This is a genomic window from Nonomuraea sp. NPDC049129 (genome assembly GCF_040648495.1).
GTDB lineage: Bacteria > Actinomycetota > Actinomycetes > Streptosporangiales > Streptosporangiaceae > Nonomuraea.
This window is the reverse complement of sequence record NZ_JBEZDU010000012.1, coordinates 190,720-209,733: the sequence shown is the minus strand read 5'-3', so window position 1 is coordinate 209,733 and position 19,014 is coordinate 190,720. Positions and strand designations below refer to the sequence as shown.

The 19,014-nt window shown below is 70.8% G+C and carries 12 protein-coding genes; 4 read left to right on the top strand and 8 right to left on the bottom strand.

Annotated features, from left to right (window positions below; translation table 11 throughout):
• Positions 1-3 precede the first annotated feature (3 nt).
• Positions 4-1,809 (bottom strand): GMC oxidoreductase, encoded by a 1,806-nt coding sequence (locus AB0B64_RS34290; protein WP_358182486.1) that lies wholly within the window; start codon positions 1,807-1,809, stop codon positions 4-6.
• A gap of 117 nt (positions 1,810-1,926) precedes the next feature.
• Between AB0B64_RS34290 and AB0B64_RS34285 the strand changes: the two genes are divergently transcribed.
• The gene (locus tag AB0B64_RS34285) at positions 1,927-4,413 is read left to right on the top strand and encodes an AAA family ATPase (protein WP_358182483.1); all 2,487 of its coding nucleotides are present in this window, start codon (positions 1,927-1,929) and stop codon (positions 4,411-4,413) included.
• A gap of 47 nt (positions 4,414-4,460) precedes the next feature.
• Here AB0B64_RS34285 and AB0B64_RS34280 read toward each other — a convergent pair whose 3' ends face one another.
• The 3 genes from AB0B64_RS34280 to AB0B64_RS34270 all read right to left on the bottom strand — a co-directional run bounded on the left by AB0B64_RS34280 (position 4,461) and on the right by AB0B64_RS34270 (position 6,252).
• Positions 4,461-5,327: an SMP-30/gluconolactonase/LRE family protein gene (locus tag AB0B64_RS34280; RefSeq protein ID WP_358182480.1), complete on the bottom strand. Its 867-nt coding sequence runs from the start codon at positions 5,325-5,327 to the stop codon at positions 4,461-4,463.
• Positions 5,328-5,368: 41 nt separating this feature from the next.
• On the bottom strand, positions 5,369-5,530 hold the full coding sequence (locus AB0B64_RS34275; RefSeq protein WP_358182477.1) for a hypothetical protein: 162 nt from the start codon (positions 5,528-5,530) through the stop codon (positions 5,369-5,371).
• A 77-nt stretch (positions 5,531-5,607) separates the two neighbouring features.
• Entirely contained in the window at positions 5,608-6,252 is a 645-nt protein-coding gene (locus tag AB0B64_RS34270; protein WP_358182474.1) for an HNH endonuclease family protein, read from the bottom strand.
• A 115-nt stretch (positions 6,253-6,367) separates the two neighbouring features.
• Between AB0B64_RS34270 and AB0B64_RS34265 the strand changes: the two genes are divergently transcribed.
• The 3 genes from AB0B64_RS34265 (at position 6,368) to AB0B64_RS34255 (ending at position 9,758) form a co-directional block, all read left to right on the top strand.
• On the top strand, positions 6,368-6,991 hold the full coding sequence (locus tag AB0B64_RS34265; RefSeq protein WP_358182471.1) for a TetR/AcrR family transcriptional regulator: 624 nt from the start codon (positions 6,368-6,370) through the stop codon (positions 6,989-6,991).
• A 31-nt stretch (positions 6,992-7,022) separates the two neighbouring features.
• Positions 7,023-8,441: an aspartate aminotransferase family protein gene (locus tag AB0B64_RS34260; protein WP_358182468.1), complete on the top strand. Its 1,419-nt coding sequence runs from the start codon at positions 7,023-7,025 to the stop codon at positions 8,439-8,441.
• 177 nt (positions 8,442-8,618) lie between these two features.
• Positions 8,619-9,758: a monooxygenase gene (locus tag AB0B64_RS34255; protein ID WP_358182465.1), complete on the top strand. Its 1,140-nt coding sequence runs from the start codon at positions 8,619-8,621 to the stop codon at positions 9,756-9,758.
• 147 nt (positions 9,759-9,905) lie between these two features.
• Here AB0B64_RS34255 and AB0B64_RS34250 read toward each other — a convergent pair whose 3' ends face one another.
• The 4 genes from AB0B64_RS34250 to AB0B64_RS34235 form a co-directional block, all read right to left on the bottom strand.
• The gene (locus AB0B64_RS34250; RefSeq protein ID WP_358182462.1) at positions 9,906-11,999 is read right to left on the bottom strand and encodes a carbohydrate-binding protein; all 2,094 of its coding nucleotides are present in this window, start codon (positions 11,997-11,999) and stop codon (positions 9,906-9,908) included.
• A 186-nt stretch (positions 12,000-12,185) separates the two neighbouring features.
• Positions 12,186-14,723 carry a carbohydrate-binding protein gene (locus tag AB0B64_RS34245; protein WP_358182459.1) on the bottom strand — a complete coding sequence of 846 codons (2,538 nt, stop codon included), beginning with the start codon at positions 14,721-14,723 and terminating at the stop codon, positions 12,186-12,188.
• A 10-nt stretch (positions 14,724-14,733) separates the two neighbouring features.
• Positions 14,734-15,903 (bottom strand): carbohydrate-binding protein, encoded by a 1,170-nt coding sequence (locus AB0B64_RS34240; RefSeq protein WP_358182456.1) that lies wholly within the window; start codon positions 15,901-15,903, stop codon positions 14,734-14,736.
• Positions 15,904-15,909: 6 nt separating this feature from the next.
• Complete coding sequence (locus tag AB0B64_RS34235) at positions 15,910-18,996, bottom strand: carbohydrate-binding protein (RefSeq protein WP_358182453.1); 3,087 nt, start codon at positions 18,994-18,996, stop codon at positions 15,910-15,912.
• Positions 18,997-19,014 lie beyond the last annotated feature (18 nt).

Genomic DNA, 19,014 nt, shown 5'->3' with positions numbered 1-19,014 from the left:
GGGTCAACCAGAAAGGTGGTCCGCCAACCGCATCGCCAAGGCCGTGAGCGTCAGCGAGGGGTTCGCGGCCGGCGATGTCGGGAAGACCGACAGGTCGCAGACGTAGAGGTTGTCGTGCCCCCACGCCTTCAGGTCGGGGTCGACCACGCCCATGCCGGGATCCTCGCTCATCCGCAGCGTGCCGACCTCGTGACCGACCGCCCCGAGATCGGCGGCGAACGGCTCCGAGACCGCCGGGTCGCCGCCCATGATCCGGATGATCCGGCCGCCGATCTCCCGCACCGCGGCGAGGTAACCGGGGATCTCGACCGGTTTCATCGTGATCACCGGCCGGCCGGTGTCCGGGTCCAGCTCGACGGTGTTGCCGTCGAGCAGCGGCACCGAAGGGAAGAAGACGATCTCGCAGTCCATCCTGGAGACGTCCGCGTGCGCCGGGACGGCGTCCTCGTCCACTCGGTACTGGTTGAGCCCCACACCCATCTCCACCACCACGTTGAGCGGCATCGCGCCGACCGAGCCGCGCAGCAGGATCTTGACCGAGTCGTGCGCGGCGTATCCGGGCGCGTCGGTCGGCAGCGTGAACTTCCAGACGTACGTGGGGTGGTCGGTGATCCCCTTGCCGACCCACTCGTTGTCGACCTGCGCTCTGCGGGCCAGCACGGCGCTGCCCACGGTGCCGGCCGCCATGATCACGCGCCCGCCGTCCGCCACCCGGAACACCCGGTCCTTCCCGGCGATCAGGTCACGGGCCCGCACGGCCGCCACCCTGGTCCGGCCGCCGGAGCGGTCCCACTCGAATCCGACGACCTCGTGGTTGAGGTTGACGTGCAGGCTCTTGTTCCAGCCGTCGCGCAGGCGGTCCTCCATCAGCAGCGCCGCCGTCGAGAAGATCCCTGAGGGGATGCCCAGCCGGTGCGCCACCGAGTTCTCGGCCGCCACCTGCACCTCGTGCTGGCGGAAACGCTTCATCTGGGTGCGGAGCAGCTCCTTGATCGTCCTGCGGTAGTCGCTGAGCGTCGGGGGCGTGCCGTGCATCAGGTCGGTGGCCTCGTCGTACCACTCGGTACGCAGCTCCTCGCGGACGCCGCGCGGCCACGACTCGAACTCCCGCCCGTCCATCTTCGGGATCAGCGCCCCCCAGAAGACCGACTTGCCGCCCAGGCAGAACGCCTCGGCGACCTGCATCCCGGACGAACTCGTCCGGTAGCGCGCCGACCGGTACTGGTACCACAGGCCCCAGACGGTCCGGTCGGCCTCCGCGCCGGAGCTCTGCAGCCTGGGCATGTTGCCGACGTGGGTCGAGAACAGGTACCCGCCGGCCTCCAGCACGAGGATCTGCGGCATCCGCCCGCCCTTGGCCGCGGCCATCCTCGTCAGCTCATGGGCCAGCACGCCGCCGCCCATGCCGCTGCCGACCAGGATGTAGTCGTACACCGCGTCCTCGTCCAGCTTGGGGGCGAAGTGACGGCGGGCCGGGAGCGGGTTGGTGACGATGATGTCGTCACGGGTCGGGAACAGCTCCGACTGGGTGCCGGTCATCGTCTCGATCCGCTCGCCCGCCGCGATGTCCGCGGGCCAGGCGGTACGGTTGCCGTCCAGCGCCTCCCACGCCCCGTCACAGTGGAACTTGAACTCCACGGCCGTCCCGGCGGGCGGCCTGTCGAGCTCCACCCGCCACTCGTCCGCACCCTCCACGTAGCGGCAGGGCACGCGGGCCCGCCAGCCGTCGAGGCTGCTGAACACCCCCAGCCTCGCGTCGGGACGAATCGCCCCGCCCCTCAGCACGATCGTGAACGTCTCCCCAGCCATGCAAGCCCCCTCGCATGTCGCGCTAAATCTCCCGATGCTGGTATAGCTCACGCCGCTTAACCTTCGCTTGCAGTCGGCGACAAGGGAGATGCGAGCGCGCAAGAGCACTGTGTGCGCATGCGAGAACGAGAGCTGGAATCGCTGACGGACCGCTTCGAGCTGGCCCGCCGGGGTGAGCCGGGGCTGGTCCTGATCCACGGCCCCGCCGGCATCGGGAAGAGCACCCTGCTGCGCCGGTTCCTGGCCACCCTCGACGACCAGGCGCACGTGATCGCCGCCGACGCTGTGGAGAGCGAGTCGGTCCTGCCGTACGGCGTGCTCACCAGGATCGCCGGTCTGCAGCCCGCGGACCCGTTCGAGGCGGGGGCCCGGCTCCGCGACCGGCTCGACGAGCTGCAGGAGGCCCGGCCGGTGGTGATCGCCGTCGACGACGCGCACTGGGCCGACTCCGTCTCGCTCACCGCGCTCGCGTTCGCCTGGCGACGGCTGCGGCCCGCCCGCGTCCTGGCCGTGCTGACCAGCCCGGACCCGTACCAGCCCGCCTCGCTCCAGCCGCTGCTCACCCGCGAGATGTCGGTACGGCTGGCGCTGACCGGCATCGGCGCCCGGCAGGTGCGCGCGCTGACCCACCTGCCCCTGACCGAGCAGGCGGCCGGGCGGCTGTGCGAGCACACGGGCGGCAACCCCCGGCACATCCTGCAGGTCCTGGAGGAGACGGACCTCGACGAGCTGGCCGACCCGCAGATCCCGCTGCCGGTGCCGGGGCAGCACGCCCGCGATGCCCTGGCCCGGCTGGCCTGGTGCAGCGAGCCCGCCCGGTCGCTGGTCGAGGCGGCGGCGGTCCTGGCCTGCGACATCGCGGCGGGCGGCGGCGGGCGGACGGCGGGCGAGGTTTCGCTCGGTGCGGCCGCCAAGCTGGCGGGCGTCGGGGCGCCGCTCTCGGCGCTGGAGGAGGCGCTGGGGGCCGGGCTGCTCGTGGAGCGGCCGACAGGTGCCGGGATCCTGATCCGCTTCTCATACCCGCTGCTCAAGGGGGCGGTCTATCAGCACATGGGCCCGACCAAGCGGCTGCGGCTGCACGCCGCGGCGGCGACGCTGACCGAGGATGAGACCACCCGGCTGGAGCACCTGCTGCGGGCCGCCGAACGTCCCGGCCCGGAGCTCGTGCGGGACATCGCGGCGGCGGGGCGACGCAGGGCCGCGGCGGGCGAGTGGGGGCCGGCGGCACGGCTGCTCGCGCAGGCGGCCCGGCTGGACCGGGAGCCGGGCGCCGACGCCGTCGAGGCCCTCCTGTTCGACGGCCGCCCGGCTGAGGCCCACGCTCTGGCGGTACGGCTGGGCGCCAACGAGCCGACCACCCGGTCAGGTACCTCTGCGACGGCTCTCTTAGAGACGGCCACCGAACCCTCCTGGACGGCTCCGTCGGACGCTGACCCTGGTGCGGGCTCCTCGACGGCCCTCAGGGTCGACACGGCGGACGGTCGTTTCGCGCGAGGGGTGCTCGCGCACTACGCCGGCCGTACCGATGAGGCGGTGGCGGCGCTGGCCGAGGCGCGGGAGCGGTGCGCGCGGCCCGTGCTGCTCGCCAGGATCGACGCCTGGAGCTGCCGCCCCGAGCCCGGCGACTATCTGCGCCTGATGCGTCACTCCGGCGGGCTGGGGGGCTCGCCACCGGCCAGGCTGCTCACCGCTGTGATGGGCAGCCTGGCCGACTTCCACCAGGGGCAGTGGGACGAGGCCGCGGCCCTGGGGCAGATCGCCGCCGCGGTCGCCGACGAACTCGGCCCCTGCTGGATGTCGGCGCACGCCCACGCCGTGGCGTCTCTCGTGCCCGCGGCCAGGGGCGACTGGCAGCGCGCCGGACAGCACGCCGAGGCGGCCCGGCGGCTGGCCAGGGACGCGACGGCGCCGGTGGCGGTCATCGGCCCCGCGTACGCCGCGGCCCACCTGGCCGCCGCCCGGAACCGGCCGGACGAGGTGATCGCCCTGCTGAAACCGCTACTCGACCTGCTCAACGGCACCGAGCCCGCATCCGCCGAGCGTGGGCTGCTGCCGTGGGGCGATCTGCTGTTGGACGCGCTCATCACGGAGGGCGACCTGCGCCGGGCCGGTGACGTACGGGCCGGGTCTCCCGGTGTCCGGGCTCGGCTGCTGGCGGCGGGGCACGAGACCGAGGCGGCCACGACGGCGTTCGAGGCGGCGTGCGCGGAGACCGGGGAGCCGTTCGACCGGGCCAGGACCCTGCTGGCGTACGGGTCGTTCCTGCGCAGGCTCGGCCGCCGGGCAGCGGCGGCCGAACAGCTCAAGGAGGCACTGCGGGAGCTGGAACGCCTGGAGGCGGTGCCCTACGCGCAACGCTGCGAGATCGAGCTGGCGGCGTGCGGGCAGCAGCACGCGGTCTCCCCCCTCGGCCTGACGCCGCAGCAGGACGCCGTGGCCCAGTTGGTGGCCACCGGGCTGACCAACCGGCAGATCGCCCGCCAGCTGCTGCTGAGCGTCAAGACGGTCGAGTACCACATCAGCCAGGTGTACGCCCGCCTGGGCGTGTCGTCCCGCGTCGCCCTGGCCAACGGCGTCCGCGCCCGCGCGGGCTCATCAAGCTGAGGGGCCGTTCAGAGCCGCGCAGTGAGTCGGCCGCACACTGCGTCCGTTCAGAGCGCGCACTCCAGAACGGGCCGGCCGCGCACACCCGGCTCGGCGGCGAAGAGGGCGCCCGCGGCCGGCTGTTCCACCCGGTCGACGTCGAGGGCCGAGGTGGTGATGAACAGCTGGTCGAGGTTGTCGCCGCCGAAGGCGACCGCGGTGACCTTGCGTACCGGGAGGCGGACGACGGCCTCGAGACGGCCCTCAGGGCTGTAGCGGTGTACGGCGGCGCCGCCCCACAGCGCCACCCACACGCCGCCCTCGGAGTCGACCGTGAGGCCGTCGGGGGCGCCGTCGGCCGGGTCCACGACCGCGAACGGCCGCCGCCCGGTGAGCCCGCTCTCCCGGTCATAGTCCAGCACGTCGACCCGCCCGGTGGTCGTGTCGGCGTAGTAGGCGACGTCGCCGGCGGGGCTGAAGTCCAGGCCGTTGGAGATCGTGACCTCCGGCAGCACCACGCGCAGCCCGCCGCCGGCCTCGGCCACGTAGAGGGAGCCGCGGCCCGGGGTCTCGTCGTAGGCCATGCTGCCGATGTAGAAGCGGCCGTCGGGGTCGCAGCCGCCGTCGTTCATGCGTACCGACGAATCGCTCCACGCCTCGCCGAGCGAGCGCAGCGGCGCGTCCAGGTCGTCGGAGTCGGCCAGCAGCAGCTCCCGCTCGGCCGCGACCACATAGCCCGCGCCGGCGGCGCGCGGGCGGATCGTCGCCGCGACCGCGCCGACGTGGCGGCGGCGGACCGAGCCGTCCGGGTCGAGCGCCAGCACGTCGCCGGCCATCATGTCGACGAACCGGAGGCCGCCCCAGCGAGCGGACCACACGGGGCCCTCCCCGTGCTCGGCGACGGGTGCGGTCACGGTGTACGCGGCGATGGTCATGCCGATCTCCTCCAGCTGGTCTCAGACCTCCCCATTGTCGATCACGAACGGCTGACCGCCGGGTAGGTCCGCCTCTGGCCCGTCGGCAGGTTCACCACGTCGGGTCCCTCCGCGCGGGCGTCCGCCAGGGACTTGGCCAGCTCACGCAGCAGGGCGCGCGTGGCCGAGCCGGTGAGCGCGGCGCCGATGATCCGGCCGTCCACGCGGGCCCGCTCGATCAGCTGGCCCGCACCTGGTGGCGGCGCTCCCGGGTGAACATCACCCGGCCCTATCTCGGTGATCAGGCCGAGCAGGTGTTGAGCATCTCATGCAGCGCGGCCTTCTCCGCCTTCGTGATCCGCAGCGCGTAGTGCCGCTTGACGGTGATCCACGACCGGGCGTACGTGCACCAATAGCCGATGACCGGCGGCCGCCAGGTGATCGGCGTGCTGCCGCCCTTGTCGATGTTGGCGGTGGCGCTGACGGTGACCAGTTCGGGGCGGATCAGGTCGTTGGCGAAGGCGTGGCGCTGGGCGTCGGTCCAGGTGTCGGCGCCCGAACGCCAGGCGTTGGCCAGGGGGACGAGGTGGTCGACGTCGATGTTCGCCTCGCTGGTGAGCAGCTTGCCGTCGTAGCGGCTGTACCAGGTGCCGGCCAGGACACGGCAGGACGCGTCGCGCCGGACGGCCTGTCCGTCACGGTTCAGGACGATCTCTCGGGTGTCGCACGCGCCCCGCTGCGGGGCCCATTCGGGCATGAAGCGGGTGTGGCTGTAGCCGTGGAGTGTGCCCCTCTCGCCGACGGTCAGGCCGTCGAGCGCCGTACGGGCTTCGCCCACCGAGATCGGGACGGGCATCGCGCGCGCGGTCGCGGCGGCGCCGGCCGGCGGGACGAGCAGGAGTGTCGCGAGGAAGGGGACCACGAACCGCCCTGAGAAGATGGTCATGGATTACCAGTAACAGCCACCCCAAAGGAATGTCACGAAAAGTAATTGAGATGGCACCTAAAGTGACTCCATCAAGTGATTGACGGAGTAGCGGAAGCCGAATTAGTTTCGTTCCATGAGAGACAGTGACCAGGTCACCGTGATCATGAAAGTCGCGACGCAGCTCTTCGCGGCACTCGGCTTCGACGGCACCTCCACCAGGCAGATCGCCGACGCGGCGGGCCTGAACATCGCCACCGTCAACTACCACGTCGGCGGCAAGCGGGAGCTCTACCTCGCCGTGATGGAGCGCGCCCACCAAGCCGAGCGCGCCGCCCTGGAGGGGGCGCTGGGCCGCCTGGGCGGCGACGACCCGGTCACCGGGATTCACCGATTGATCGACGACTACCTGGACTTCTGCGTGGTCCATCCCGAGGTGCCGGCGCTGTGGATGCACCGCTGGCTCTCCGACGCCAGCGACCTCACCGAGCTCGAACGCCACTACGTCCAGCCGCTGGTGGTCATGGTGACCGACGCCCTGCGTCCCTCGGTCGCGGCCGGGGTGATCGACCGCGCGGTCGACCTGGAGTACGCCATGTGGTCGGTGATCTGGTGCGTGCACGGGTTCGCCAAGGGCGGCGTGCTGGACGAGGAGGGCCACCGCAGGGGCGGGAGCGACACGGTGGCGCTGCGCCGCTTCCGCGCCCACCTGCACCTGACCGTGCACCGCATGCTCGGACTGCCCGGCGAAACCCCGTGACCACGGCGGCGCCATAATGCGAGGAGAGCGTGTGAACCTGCCCGACACCGGGAGGACCGCCGACGAGCTGCTGGCCGAGGTGGCCCGGCTCAAGGAGCACGATCTGCCGGTCAGGGGCGGCCAGGTGACCGCCTATGTCTACGACAGCGGCCGGGACGGCGTTCACGAGGCGGCGGCCCGCGCCTACACGGAGATGCTGGAGGTCAACTGCCTCGACCCGACGGCCTTCCCCAGCGTGGTGGAGATGGAGAGGCAGGTCGTCGGCGCCGTCGCCGACCTGCTGGGCGGCGGCCACGGCATCTTCACCAGCGGCGGCACCGAGTCGATCATGCTGGCGGTGAAGGCCGCCCGCGACGCGGCCGGCCGCGACCGGCCCAACCTGGTGCTCCCCGTCACCGCCCATCCGGCCTTCCACAAGGCGGCGCACTACCTCGGGCTCGAGGTCAGGCCGGTGCCGGTCGATCCGGTCACGTTCAAGGCCGGCGCGCGGGCCGTGGCGGCGGCGATGGACGACGGCACCGTCCTGGTCGTGGCCTCGGCGCCGTCGTACCCCCAGGGCGTGATCGACCCGGTCGAGGAGATCGCGGCCGTGGCCGCCGCCGCTGGAGTCGGCTGCCATGTGGACGCGTGCGTGGGCGGGTGGTTACTGCCGTGGCTGCGGGCGGCCGGCGCGGCGATCCCGCCGTTCGACCTGTCGGTGCCGGGGGTCACCTCGCTCTCCTGTGACCTGCACAAGTTCGGGTACGCCCCGAAGGGCGCCTCGGTCGTGCTGTTCGCCGACCCGGCGACGCGCCGAAAGGCGTACTTCGCCTCGGCCGCCTGGCCCGGCTACACCGTCATCAACGCCACCGTGCAGAGCTCCAGGTCGGCGGGGTCGCTCGGCGGGGCATGGGCCACGCTTCAGGCTCTGGGCCGCGACGGTTACCTGGCCCTGGGCCGGACCACGCTGGAGGCGACGGCCAGATTACGCGCGGGCCTCGCGGCGATCCCGGGGCTGCGGGTGCTGGGCGATCCGGAGAGCTCGCTGGTGGCGTTCACCTCGTCGGAGCTCGACGTGTTCGTCCTGGCCGACGAGGCGCGGCGGCGCGGCTGGTACCTCCAGCCGCAGCTGTCGTACGCGGGCATCCCGGCCAACCTGCACATCACGGTCACCGGGGTGACGCTCTCGGGGATCGAGGCGCTGCTGAAGGTCATCGGCGAGTCGGCGGCGGCCGCCCGGACGCGCGGCCCGGCCGTACTTCCCGACGGGCTGATCGACCTGGTCGTGGACCTCGACCTGGAGGCACTGGACGACACGGCCTTCGCGGAGCTGGCCGCGGCGGTCGGCGTGGACCTGCGGCCCGGCGCGGGGCAGCCGGAGATGGCGCTGGTCAACGCGGTCCTGGACGCGCTGCCCGCGCCCCGGCGGGAGGCGGTGCTGGTGCGCTTCCTGTCAGTGATCTACAGCTGACAAGCCGGTGATCCGCGGCTCGCATGCCGGCGATCTACCGCTGACGAGCCGGCGATCTGCGACTAACGTCGCAGTCCCGCGTATTCGGGAGGCGGACCCCGGCCGTCATTCCAAGGAAGGACACGGAACGTCCTACGGAAGGATGCCCCGCGCCGGGTCACGCGGGACCGTGGAAGCATGATTCGACTAGCCCGTATCGCCGCCTCGTGCGCCGTGGTCGCCCTGCTCGCCTCGTGCGGGACGGCCACCACGGCCACCTCGGCGGCCCACCCGAGCCACGCCGGGGGACATGGGGCCAAGGTCGCGCCGGTGGCCGCCCCCTTACGCGACGGCGAGCGGTTCGAGTCCCTGACGATGGCGGAGCCCTACACGCCGCACGCCCCCAACGGCGGCACCGACGACTACCGGTGCTTCGTCATCGACCCCAAGCTGACGAAACAGGCGTTCCTGACCGGAGCCCAGTTCCAGCCGCAGAACGCCGACATCGTGCACCACGCGATCTTCTTCCGGGTAGACCCCCGGCAGGCCGCCAAGGCGAAGACGCTCGACGACAGCACCCCTGGTCAGGGGTGGACGTGCTTCGGTGACGCCGGCGTGGACGACGCCTCGTGGGTGGCGCACTGGGCGCCGGGCACCAACGAGACGCTGCTGGACGCGCGCTACGGCTACGCGTTGCCGCCCGGCAGCAAGCTCATCATGCAGATCCACTACAACACGCTGAACGTGGAAGGCACCCCCGGGTCCGACAAGTCGGGCATCCGGCTGCGGCTCACCGACAAGACCCTGGAGCCGTTGGAGACCGCGCTGCTCCCGGGGCCGGTGGAGCTGCCGTGCACGCCGCAGGAGTCCGGCGCGCTGTGCGACCGGGCCGCCGCCGTCAAGGACGTGGCGCGCAGGTTCGGGCCGGGGTCCGAGGAGCAGGCCGACCAGCTGGCCAAGATGTGCGGGCCGCTCAAGCCGGGGCCGACGCAGCACTGCGACCGGCCTGTCCCGGGGCCCATCACGCTGCACGCGATGGCCGGGCACATGCACCTGCTCGGGCGCTCCATCAAGGTCGAGCTCAACCCCGGCACGCCCAAGGCGCAAACGCTGCTGAACGTCCCGAACTACGACTTCGACGATCAGGCGCTTCGTGTGCTGGCCAAGCCGGTCACGCTCAAGAAGGGCGACATGCTGCGGGTGACCTGTACGCATGACGCCGGGCTGCGCGCGCGGCTGCCGCAGTTGCGCAAGCTGCAGCCGCGTTACGTGGTCTGGGGCGAGGGGACCAGCGACGAGATGTGCCTGGGCCTCGCCATCTGGTCGAAGGCCACATAAAGCACCCGCCAGGGGGCGTAGCGCACGCAAGCGGGGCGCAGGGGGTAGGGCGCACGCACACCGCCAGGCCGGTGTGCGTGCGCCCGTGGTCGGGTCAGCCGAGCATGACGTGATCCAGGCCGGGGGCCGCCGCCCGCGGTCGGGGTGTCAGCCCAGCGTGACCCGGTCCAGGTTGGGGCCGCCGCCCGCGGTCGTGGCCGTGAGGCGGATCGTGTTGGCCCCCGCCTGGAGGTCTACCGTGACCGTGCCGTCGGCCCAGGTGTCCCAGTTCGTGGTGGCGGGGAAGGACCGGGTGGTCACCGCCGTGCCGTTCACCGCGACCTCCATCGGCCGGTCCACCGCCGTCCCGTTGGCGTACCGGATCGTCAGGGGCGTGGCGCCCGCGGCGGCGGCGTTGACGGCGAACTCGACGTAGGAGCCCACGAGGTTGTCGTAGTTGACGAAGCCGGTCCCGGTGAAGCCGGTGTGGTTGGACTCGGCCACGCCCTGCGAGATCGTCGCGCTCTCCGCCTGGTACTCGGTGCCGGTCGGGGTGGCGGCCGAGACGTCGATGTAGTCCGCGTTCGGGCCGCCGTTCGCGGTGGTGGCCGTCGCGCGGATGGTGTTGGCCCCGGCGGTCAGCGGCAGCGTGAACGTGGCCGTCGCCCAGGTGTCCCAGTCACCGGTGCTGGGGAAGTCGCGGGTCAGCGTGGTGCCGTTGGCGGTGATGGTCATCGGGCGGTTGACCGTCGTGCCGTTGGCGTACCTGAGGGTGACGTTGGCGTTGCCGGCCGCGGTGGCGTTGACGGTGTACTCGATGTACGAGCCGACGACGTTGTCGTAGTTGACGAAGCCGGTGCCGGAGTAGCCCGCGTGGTTGGACTCGACGACGCCCTGCGAGATCGTCGCGTTCTCCGCCTCGTAGTGGGGGGTCACGGCGGTGGGCCGGGCGCGGATGAGGCGGGTCTCGCCGGGGCGCAGGGTGGCGCTGTAGGAGGAGGCGACGGTGCCTTCTGAGCCGCCGGACCACAGGTTCGTGACCTCGGCCGGGCCGGTGAAGCCCACTTGCGACCAGGTGACGCTGACCGTGGAGTTGCCGGACGTACCGGTGTTGTAGAGCGCCACGATGTAGTCGCCGTTCGATTCCCGTTTACGCCAGACCTGGTTGACACCACTGTTCACAACCCGGCCGGCCGCGACGCCGTCCTGGTCGACGGCGATGAGCCGGTCGTTGGTCAGCATGGCCAGGTCGGTCGAGGTGAGCGCGGTCAGGTCGGTGCCGAGCAGCAGCGGGCTGGAGATCATGGCCCAGTGCGTCATGTGCGTACGCCGCTGGTCGGCGGTGAGACCGACCTGGTCGCCGTTGCCGACCTCCAGGGAGTCGTAGTCGTTCCAGCCGCCGGGACCGGCGTACTGCTGCCAGCTGGCGGCCGAGGTGAACCGGCTGGACACGTGCGACCAGTCGGTGAGGGGGAACCCGCTCCCGTTGGCGCCGGGACCGCAGTAGCACTCGACGTCGCCCTGGGTACGCCAGCTGTTGGCCAGCCGCTTCCAGGTGGTGGCCTGGGCGATGGGCAGGTTGTTGGACAGCGCGAAGTTGATCGGCCGGCCGGTCTGGCGCAGCGCCTTGTCCCAGGCTTCGACGTCGGCGACCGTCGTCGCGTCCACGCCGTCGATCTTCAGGTAGTCGACGCCCCACGAGGCCATCTGGTTCGCCCAGGAGTTGATGAACAGCTGCGCGCCGGGGTGGGAGTAGTTCAGCCGGTACATGTTCTTGCAGTTGTAGTTCTTGTGCGTCTGCGAGGTGTCGGCGATGTCCTGCGCGTGGTACGAGGTGCCCTCGACGGGCTTGTTGGCGGTGACGGCGTTCTTGGCGATGCCGGGCGTGACGTAGAAGCCGAACTTCAGCCCCTTGGCGTGCACGTAGTCGGCCAGCGCCTTGATCCCGCTGGGGAACTTGGCGGTGTCGACGGCCCACCGCCCGAAGCCGTCGACCTGGAAGCCGTTGGAGTCGCACTTCTGGTAGAAGTCGTCGAGGTTGACGTAGACGTAGCCGTGCGCGGCCAGGCCACTGCTGACCAGCGCGTCGGCCTGAGCCTTCATCTTGGTCTCATCGGGCCAGCGCCGCACGAAGCTCCAGCTGCTCCACCCCATGGCGGGCCTGATCGACAGGCCGTTGTCGGACGCGGCCGCGGGCTGAAGGCCTGCGAACAAGCCCGCTAAGAGCACCGCCACCGCCGTGACTATCCCTCTCCCTCTCACGGGATCTCTCCTTTGCTCGTACGGCCGGCCCGGTGGGCGCCAAGCGCCGTACGGGGCCGGGGACTGTCCAGGGGAACGCTCCTCCGGTGGAGCCGGCGCGCCGCCGCTACGTGCGCCTTCTTGGCCATGGCCGCCGTTGGTGCCGGCCGCCGTGCGAAGCGTCCGCGCCCGCACGGCGGCCGGGGTTCAACCGATCGTGACGCGATCGAGGTTCGGACCGCCGCCGGCCGTGGTGGCGGTGGCGCGGATGGTGTTGGCGCCCGCGTTCAGCGGGACCGTGATCGACTTGGTCGTCCAGGTGTCCCAGTTCGCCGTCGGGTCGAAGGCGAGCTCGTCGGAGACGAGGGTGCCGTTGACCGTGACGTCCATCGGCCGGTTGGCCGCGGTGCCGTTGGCGAACCTCAGCGTCAGCGTGGCGTTCCCGGCCGACTCGGCGTTCGCCGTGAACTCGACGTAGGAGCCGACGAGGTTGTCGTAGTTGACGAACCCGGTCCCGGTGAAGCCGGTGTGGTTGGACTCGGCGACGCCCTGGGAGATCGTGGCGTCCTCGGCCTGGTAGTCGGTGGTGGTTCCGCCGCCGCCCGGTGTCACGTCCACGTCGATGTAGTCGATGTTCGGGTTGCCGTTGGCCGTGGTGGCGGTGGCGCGGATCGTGTTGGTCCCGGCGTTGACCGGGACCGTGAAGGTGTCGGTGGCCCAGGTGTCCCACGTGCCGGTGCTCGCGTAGTCACGAGTGGCGAAGACCGTCGTGCCGTTGACGGCGATCGCCGACGGCCGGTTGGTGGTGGTGCCGTTGGCGTACCGGAACTTGATCGTCGCGGTGCCGGCGGCAGCTGCGGTGATGGACCACTGCAGGTAGGACCCGGCGGCGTTGTCGCCGTTGACGTAGCCCGTGCCGCTGTAACCGGTGTGGGAGTTCTCGAAGATGCCCTGCGAGATCGTCGCGTCCTCCGCCTCGTAGCGGCCCGGCGTCGGTGTCGTGCCGCCGCCGGCCGCGTACTGGCCGCCGACCCACGCCTCGTCCACCCGCCAGCGGGAGACGCCGTGGTGGCCGGTCTTGGTGAGCCGGACGTAGCGGGCGGTGGTGGCGGTCAGGTCGATGAACTGCACGCCGCGCGCGTTCGGCACGGTGCCGGTCTTGACCGCGCTCCCCCAGCTCGACCCGTCGTTGCTGACGTGCACCTGGTAGCCGGAGATGCGGGCCGACCCGGACGACGGATAGACGGTCGAGTCCTCCCGCTGGTTGACCGCCAGGTATTGGATCCGCTTGGCCGAGCCCAGGTCGAACGTCAGGGAAGCGGGCTCGGCGGCGTTGCTGTCCCAGTAGGTGAGGTAGTCGCCGTCACCCGCGGCCGAGGCGCCGTGCCCGCTGGTGGAGGAGCTCGCCGAGAGCGAGACGCCGCTGTAGATGCCCTCACGGCCGCTGGAGATCACCTTGAAGACCGTGTCGTACTGGTCCCAGGAGGAGATGCCGCTCAGCGTCAGCGTCCCGTTGGCCTGCGTGAACGTCACCGGCGAGCCGGTACGCAGGTTCGTCACCGAGCTGATCCGGTAGCCGTTGTCACGCACGGACAGCGTGCTGCCGGACGGCGGCGTGATGACGTGGATGTAGTGCCGGTTGGGATCGGTCTTGGAGATCGTGGTCACGCCGTGGGCGCCGTTGTTCCAGAAGCCCGGTTTGAGCCCGCCGAACATGTAGCCGCCGCCCTCGGTGCCGCCGAGCGACTCCCAGATATCCTCCAGGTAGGTGTTGGCGAAGTTGTTGAAGCTCACCTGCTGGGCGGGGAACTTGCCGTTGACCATCGCTGTCTCGGCCATCAGCGCCTTCACCGACGATCCGGCGTTGGTGATGAGCCGGCCCAGCGTGAGCTTGCGGTCCACCGCCTCGTCCGACCCGCCGTACCACCAGGGGCCGCCGGTCGGCAGCTTGAAGTCGGCCTCGATCAGCCTCGGCAGCGCCGTGTAGACCGCCTGCGGGTAGTCGTAGGAGGGCGACATGCCGGTCTTCTGCTCGTTGCTGATCATGTCCATGATCGGCGTGTCTTCGTTGTTGTTCGAGATCGTCATGTCCGGGCGCTGCTGGTAGATCTTGGCGTAGAGGTTGTTGCTCTCCCAGTAGGCGTTGTCGTTGTCGATCCAGAACCCGGCCAGCTTCGGATAGCGCTGCATCTGCTCGAAGAACTGCAGGTAGCTGAACTCCCCGAACCCGTCACGGGTGGTCAGGTCCACGTTGTGGCCGACGTAGCTGGAGAAGGCCGAGGAGTTGAGCCAGTCGCCGGAGCTGAGCCCCTCGTTGTGCCACTGCGGGTCGTCGGTCATGTAGTTGATGACCTTCAGCCCCTGCGCGTCGGCGGCGTCGATCAGCTCGCCCAGGAAGTCCCGCGTGGTGCGGCACGAGCCGGGGATCGACGACGGGTACGGCCGGGCGTAGCCGAGCCTGCTGTGGAAGGTGGCCAGGACGATGTACTGGGCGTGCAGCTTCTTGGCCTCGTTGACCCAGTAGGAGGCGCTCCAGCCGCCGTTGGTCACGTCGGCTTCCCAGCCGCTGCAGCTGGTGTGCTGCGGCGAGGTGCGCTCGCCCCAGTGCAGGAAGAGGCCGGCGATCGAGTTGCGCAGGAACGCCTGGCGCGGGTGTTGCAGGTCGGCCCGGGCGGGCAGTGCGGTGAGCAGGCCGAGCAGGAGGGCGAGTACGGCGAAGACCGCCGTACGCGACACACGGGACATATGCGTGCTCCTAGGGTCCGGTGATGTCGAGGTAGTCGAGGTTCGGGCAGCCGTTGGCGGTGGTGGCGGTGAGCCTGACCGTGTTCGCGCCGGCGACCAGGTTGGCGTTGACGGTCTTGCTCGCCCATGTGGTCCAGGCGCCGGTGCCCGCGAAGCTCAGGCCCGAGGCGACGACGGTGCCGTTGACCGTGACGTCCATGGGCCGGTTCGCGGAGGTGCCGTTGGCGTACCGGATGGTGAGGGTCGCGGGGCCCGCGGTGCCCTGCTGGAAGCCCCACTCGGTGTACGCGCCCGCCACGTTGTCGGAGTTGACGAAGCCGGTGCCGGAGTAGCCGGCGTGGTTGGACTCGACCACCCCCTGCGAGATCGTCGCGTTCTCCGCCTCCAGGCGGGTCGCGGTGACCTGCACCTGCTTGTAGGCCCGCATGTTGGTGAGCAGCATGTAGCAGTTCTGCAGCGAGCCCGAGGTGTCGCCGAGCGAGCGGTAGATGCCCCACTTGGGGCGGACCCGGTCGCCCAGGAACGTGTCGCCGGTCTTCGTGGCGTCGACCAGCGTGGTGCTCCCGTCGCGCAGCACCCAGCGGACCGAGCCCGCGCTGCCGTCGCCGATCTTGATCTCGTACTCGGCGTCGATCCACTTGTCCTGCAGCGGCTCCAGGTTGGTCCGGCCGACCAGGATGCCCTGCTCGTAGATCGTGTGCTCGATGGTCTGCACGCCGTTCACCCGGCGCAGCGAGGTGGTCGTGATGGGCAGCCCGCCGGTGCCCGGCATCTTCGTCTGGCTGATGTGGGTGAAGGTCGTGGTGGCCTTCAGCGAGCTCGGGATGAACATCGAGTACGTGACCCGCCACGTCTCGCCCTTCAGCCACTGCAGGTAGCCGCTGGGGTTACGGGTGCCGGTCACCTCCTGCCGCTGCCGGTCGGTCATCGTGTCGCGGTCGACCGTGTGCATGTTGAAGCGGAAGTTGTTGCCTTCGGCGAAGATGTGCGGCTGACCGGCGGGGTGGGAGTCGGCGCGGTCGTCCTCGATCGTCTCGAACGCGCCGAGCCCGACCGACGACGCCTCCGGCGCCCACATGAGCTGCCAGGCGACCGCCGCCGCGGCCGGGCGGGCGGGCAGGTACGGGGTGAGGAGCGCGGCGCCTACGAGGGTCCCCAGCTGGCGTCGGGTGATGTCCATGGCTTCCTATCCGATTGTGATCTTGTCGAGGTTGGGGCCCCCGTTGGCCGTCGTGGCGGTCGTCCTGATCGTGTTGGCCCCCGCCGTGAGCTGGACGGTGAGTGTGGCGGTCTGCCAGGTGTCCCAGTTCCCGGTGCCGGCGAAGTCGCGGTTCACGGCCGTGCCGCCGTTGACCGCGATGGCCATCGGCCGGTTGACCGTGGTGCCGTTGGCGTAGCGGATCGTCAGCGTGGCGGGCCCCGCGGCCGCGGCGGTGACGGCGAACTCGACGTACGAACCGGTGACGTTGTCGAGGTTGACGAAGCCGGTGCCGGTGAAGCCGGTGTGGTTGGACTCCACGACGCCCTGGGAGATCGTGGCGTCCTCGGCCTGGTAGTCGGTGCCGCCGCCCCCGGAGGCGGTCGCCACGTCGATGTAGTCGATGTTCGGGTTGCCGTTGGCCGTGGTCGCGATGGCCCGCAGTGTGTTGGCCCCGGCGTTGACCGGCACGGTGAAGGTGTCGGTGGCCCAGGTGTCCCACGTGCCGGTGCTCGCGTAGTCACGAGTGGCGAAAACCGTCGTGCCGTTGACGGCTATCGCCGACGGCCGGTTGGTGGTGGTGCCGTTGGCGTACCGGAGTTTGATCGTCGCCGTGCCGGCCGCTGCCGCCTCGAAGGCCCACTCGATGAAGGCGCCCGCCGCGTTGTCGCCGTTGACGTAGCCCGTGCCGCTGTAACCGGTGTGGGAGTTCTCGAAGATGCCCTGCGAGATCGTCGCGTCTTCCGCCTCGTAGCGGCCCGGCGGCGGCGGTGTGCTCGCGCCCGGCAGGCCCCAGGCGGCGCCCGGCGTGGCGATCGGCACCGGCGCGATGACCAGGTCCGGGACCGCGCCCGCGTAGACGAGCACCTCACGGTTCTTGGGCAGGGTGATGCCCAGGACGCCGCCGCCCAGGTCCGAGACCGTGGCGGGAGTGCCGTCGTCGAGCACCGCGGTGACCGTGCCGGTCAGGCCGTGGTCGAGCTTGAGCGGCTCACCCGCCAGGCTCCTGACCCGGACGAAGCGGGTCGTACCTGCCTGCCGTACGGCGGAGACGAGGAAGGCGCCCTGCGTACGGAAGTCGTGCAGCGTGACGTCGGGCCACGAGCCCGGGATCGCGGGGAAGACGCGGACGACGCCGCCCCAGCTCTGGCAGAGCAGGTCGTGGATCGACTGCGAGGCCGACAGCGGCGTCTCGATGACCGGTCCGGCCTCGGTGTAGTGGGTGTTGGCCCGGCACGGGTAGGACGTCGAGGGGTCGAAGAACTTCAGCAGGTACGACAGCGCCGTATCGCCCCGCCGCATCATGGCGTACATGGAGGCGGCGCCGGTGTAGCTGTAGCCCCGGTGCGCGCCGGTCAGGGCGTGCCACCGGACGATCGACTTCTCGATCAGCGAGCGGTTGCCCGGCTGATCCCAGTTGACCAGGTAGAGGGGATAAATCATCAAAAGGTGGGAGTAGTGGCGGTGGGACTGCGCGTACGGCGTGCTACCGCCGATCATGTAGCCGTTCGTGTCCGTCGGGTACGACACGAGTGTGCTGAGCACCTGCTGCCACTTGGTCTTCAGCGGGTCGTCGACGCCCAGGCGGGCCGCCGAGTCGAGCAGCGTCTGGCAGCCCCACCTGATGAGGGCCAGGTCGTAGTTGGTGTCCTGCGGCGGGACGGTCGGGTACTCGGGCGACAGCGTGCTCGGCAGGTGCAGCTTGCCGTCGCTGCCGCTGGCCAGGAAGTGCAGGTAGTAGTTGATCGCCCGGCGCAGCAGCGGGAACAGCGTGTCCCTGAGCAGCCCGTCGTCCATCGTGTGCCGGTAGGACAGCCACACGTTGTGCAGCGCCCAGGTCAGGTCGCCGACCTCGGCGCCGCTGCCGGGCGTGCCGACGCTCCGGGTGGCGAACATGTCCGAGCTGCGGCCCACGCCCGAGGAGTCGCTGCGGTACGCGCTGCCCACGTTGGCGGTCAGCTGCGCCCGGTTCTGGTCGAGCGTGCTGGTGACCGAGTCGAGCTCCAGATGGTTGGAGCCGTGGATGAGCCAGTACTCCAGCTGCACGTTGAGGTTCCACCACACGCCGGGCCACGGGGTGGGCTCCAGCCACGGGCCGGTCGTCGCCATCACCGGCGCGCCGGCGCGGGTGGCGGAGGCCACCTTGTAGAGCTGGATCCAGTGGAAGCTCTGCAGCCGCTGGTCCGGGAAGGACACGAAGCTCTTGCGGTAGAAGGCGTGCCACCAGGTCCGGTGCGCCGCCCGCAGCGTGTCGTAGGTGCCCGCGTTCTGGATCCGGCCGAGCGAGGCCGTCTCGGCCGCGGTGTTGGACGGGAAGCTGTGGGCGACCGACAGCAGCAGGAGGTTGCCGCTCTGCCGGTAGGCGGTGGCGGTCTGCCCTCCCCCGGCCAGCCCCTGGAGCACCTGCTTGACGTCGCCGGTGGTCTTGGTCGTGTAGGCCGGGTTGTGCGTGTAGCCGGACGGCGGGTCCTCCGACGCCTGCCTGGGGCTGTCGGCCACCTCCGGGTGGAAGGTCCACCGGACCTGCTCACTACCCGTGACCGAGGCGCTGGCCACGAACGTCTCGTCATGGATGAACGCGGTGAACGTGATCTTCCCCGACGAGGTGGTGACGGTGCCGGTCAGCTCGGCGTCCCACAGGCTCAGCCGCCAGTCGACGGCGGTGATCGTGCCGACGGGGTCGAGCGTGAGATGGCCCACGGGCAGCCGGCAGGTGCCGAACCCGCTGCCGAACTCCGGCCGGTGGTCCTGGACGCGCCCGTGCTGGGTGGTGAAGCGGATCTTGTTGGCGTCCGGCTCCTTGTAGATCATGCTGCCGAGCAGGCCGTCGCCCAGGAACGGGCCCTCGTGCCAGAGCGTGGGCAGCTTGCCCCACAGCAGGTCCTGCTCCCGCAGGAACGCGGCCCACTGGGCGTCCGAGGTCATCCGGACGTCGAGCGTCCAGGGCGCCGACCGCGCCTCGGCACGAGCGGGGATGGCGGTGGCGCCGCTCAGCGCCGCCGTGGCCAGAGTGCCGAAGGCGCCGCCCAGCACCACCCGGCGCGTCGGCTTACTCTCACTGTCGTCAGGTTCCATCACGCGAGGTTCTCCAGC

Excerpts from the sequence above, each read along its gene's own strand:
- AB0B64_RS34245 (WP_358182459.1), bottom strand. The coding sequence starts at position 14,723 with ATGTCCCGTGTGTCGCGTACGGCGGTCTTCGCCGTACTCGCCCTCCTG.
- AB0B64_RS34290 (WP_358182486.1), bottom strand. The coding sequence starts at position 1,809 with ATGGCTGGGGAGACGTTCACGATCGTGCTGAGGGGCGGGGCGATTCGT.
- AB0B64_RS34255 (WP_358182465.1), top strand. The coding sequence starts at position 8,619 with ATGATTCGACTAGCCCGTATCGCCGCCTCGTGCGCCGTGGTCGCCCTG.
- AB0B64_RS34235 (WP_358182453.1), bottom strand. The coding sequence starts at position 18,996 with ATGGAACCTGACGACAGTGAGAGTAAGCCGACGCGCCGGGTGGTGCTG.
- AB0B64_RS34280 (WP_358182480.1), bottom strand. The coding sequence starts at position 5,327 with ATGACCATCGCCGCGTACACCGTGACCGCACCCGTCGCCGAGCACGGG.
- AB0B64_RS34270 (WP_358182474.1), bottom strand. The coding sequence starts at position 6,252 with ATGACCATCTTCTCAGGGCGGTTCGTGGTCCCCTTCCTCGCGACACTC.
- AB0B64_RS34265 (WP_358182471.1), top strand. The coding sequence starts at position 6,368 with ATGAGAGACAGTGACCAGGTCACCGTGATCATGAAAGTCGCGACGCAG.
- AB0B64_RS34240 (WP_358182456.1), bottom strand. The coding sequence starts at position 15,903 with ATGGACATCACCCGACGCCAGCTGGGGACCCTCGTAGGCGCCGCGCTC.
- AB0B64_RS34285 (WP_358182483.1), top strand. The coding sequence starts at position 1,927 with ATGCGAGAACGAGAGCTGGAATCGCTGACGGACCGCTTCGAGCTGGCC.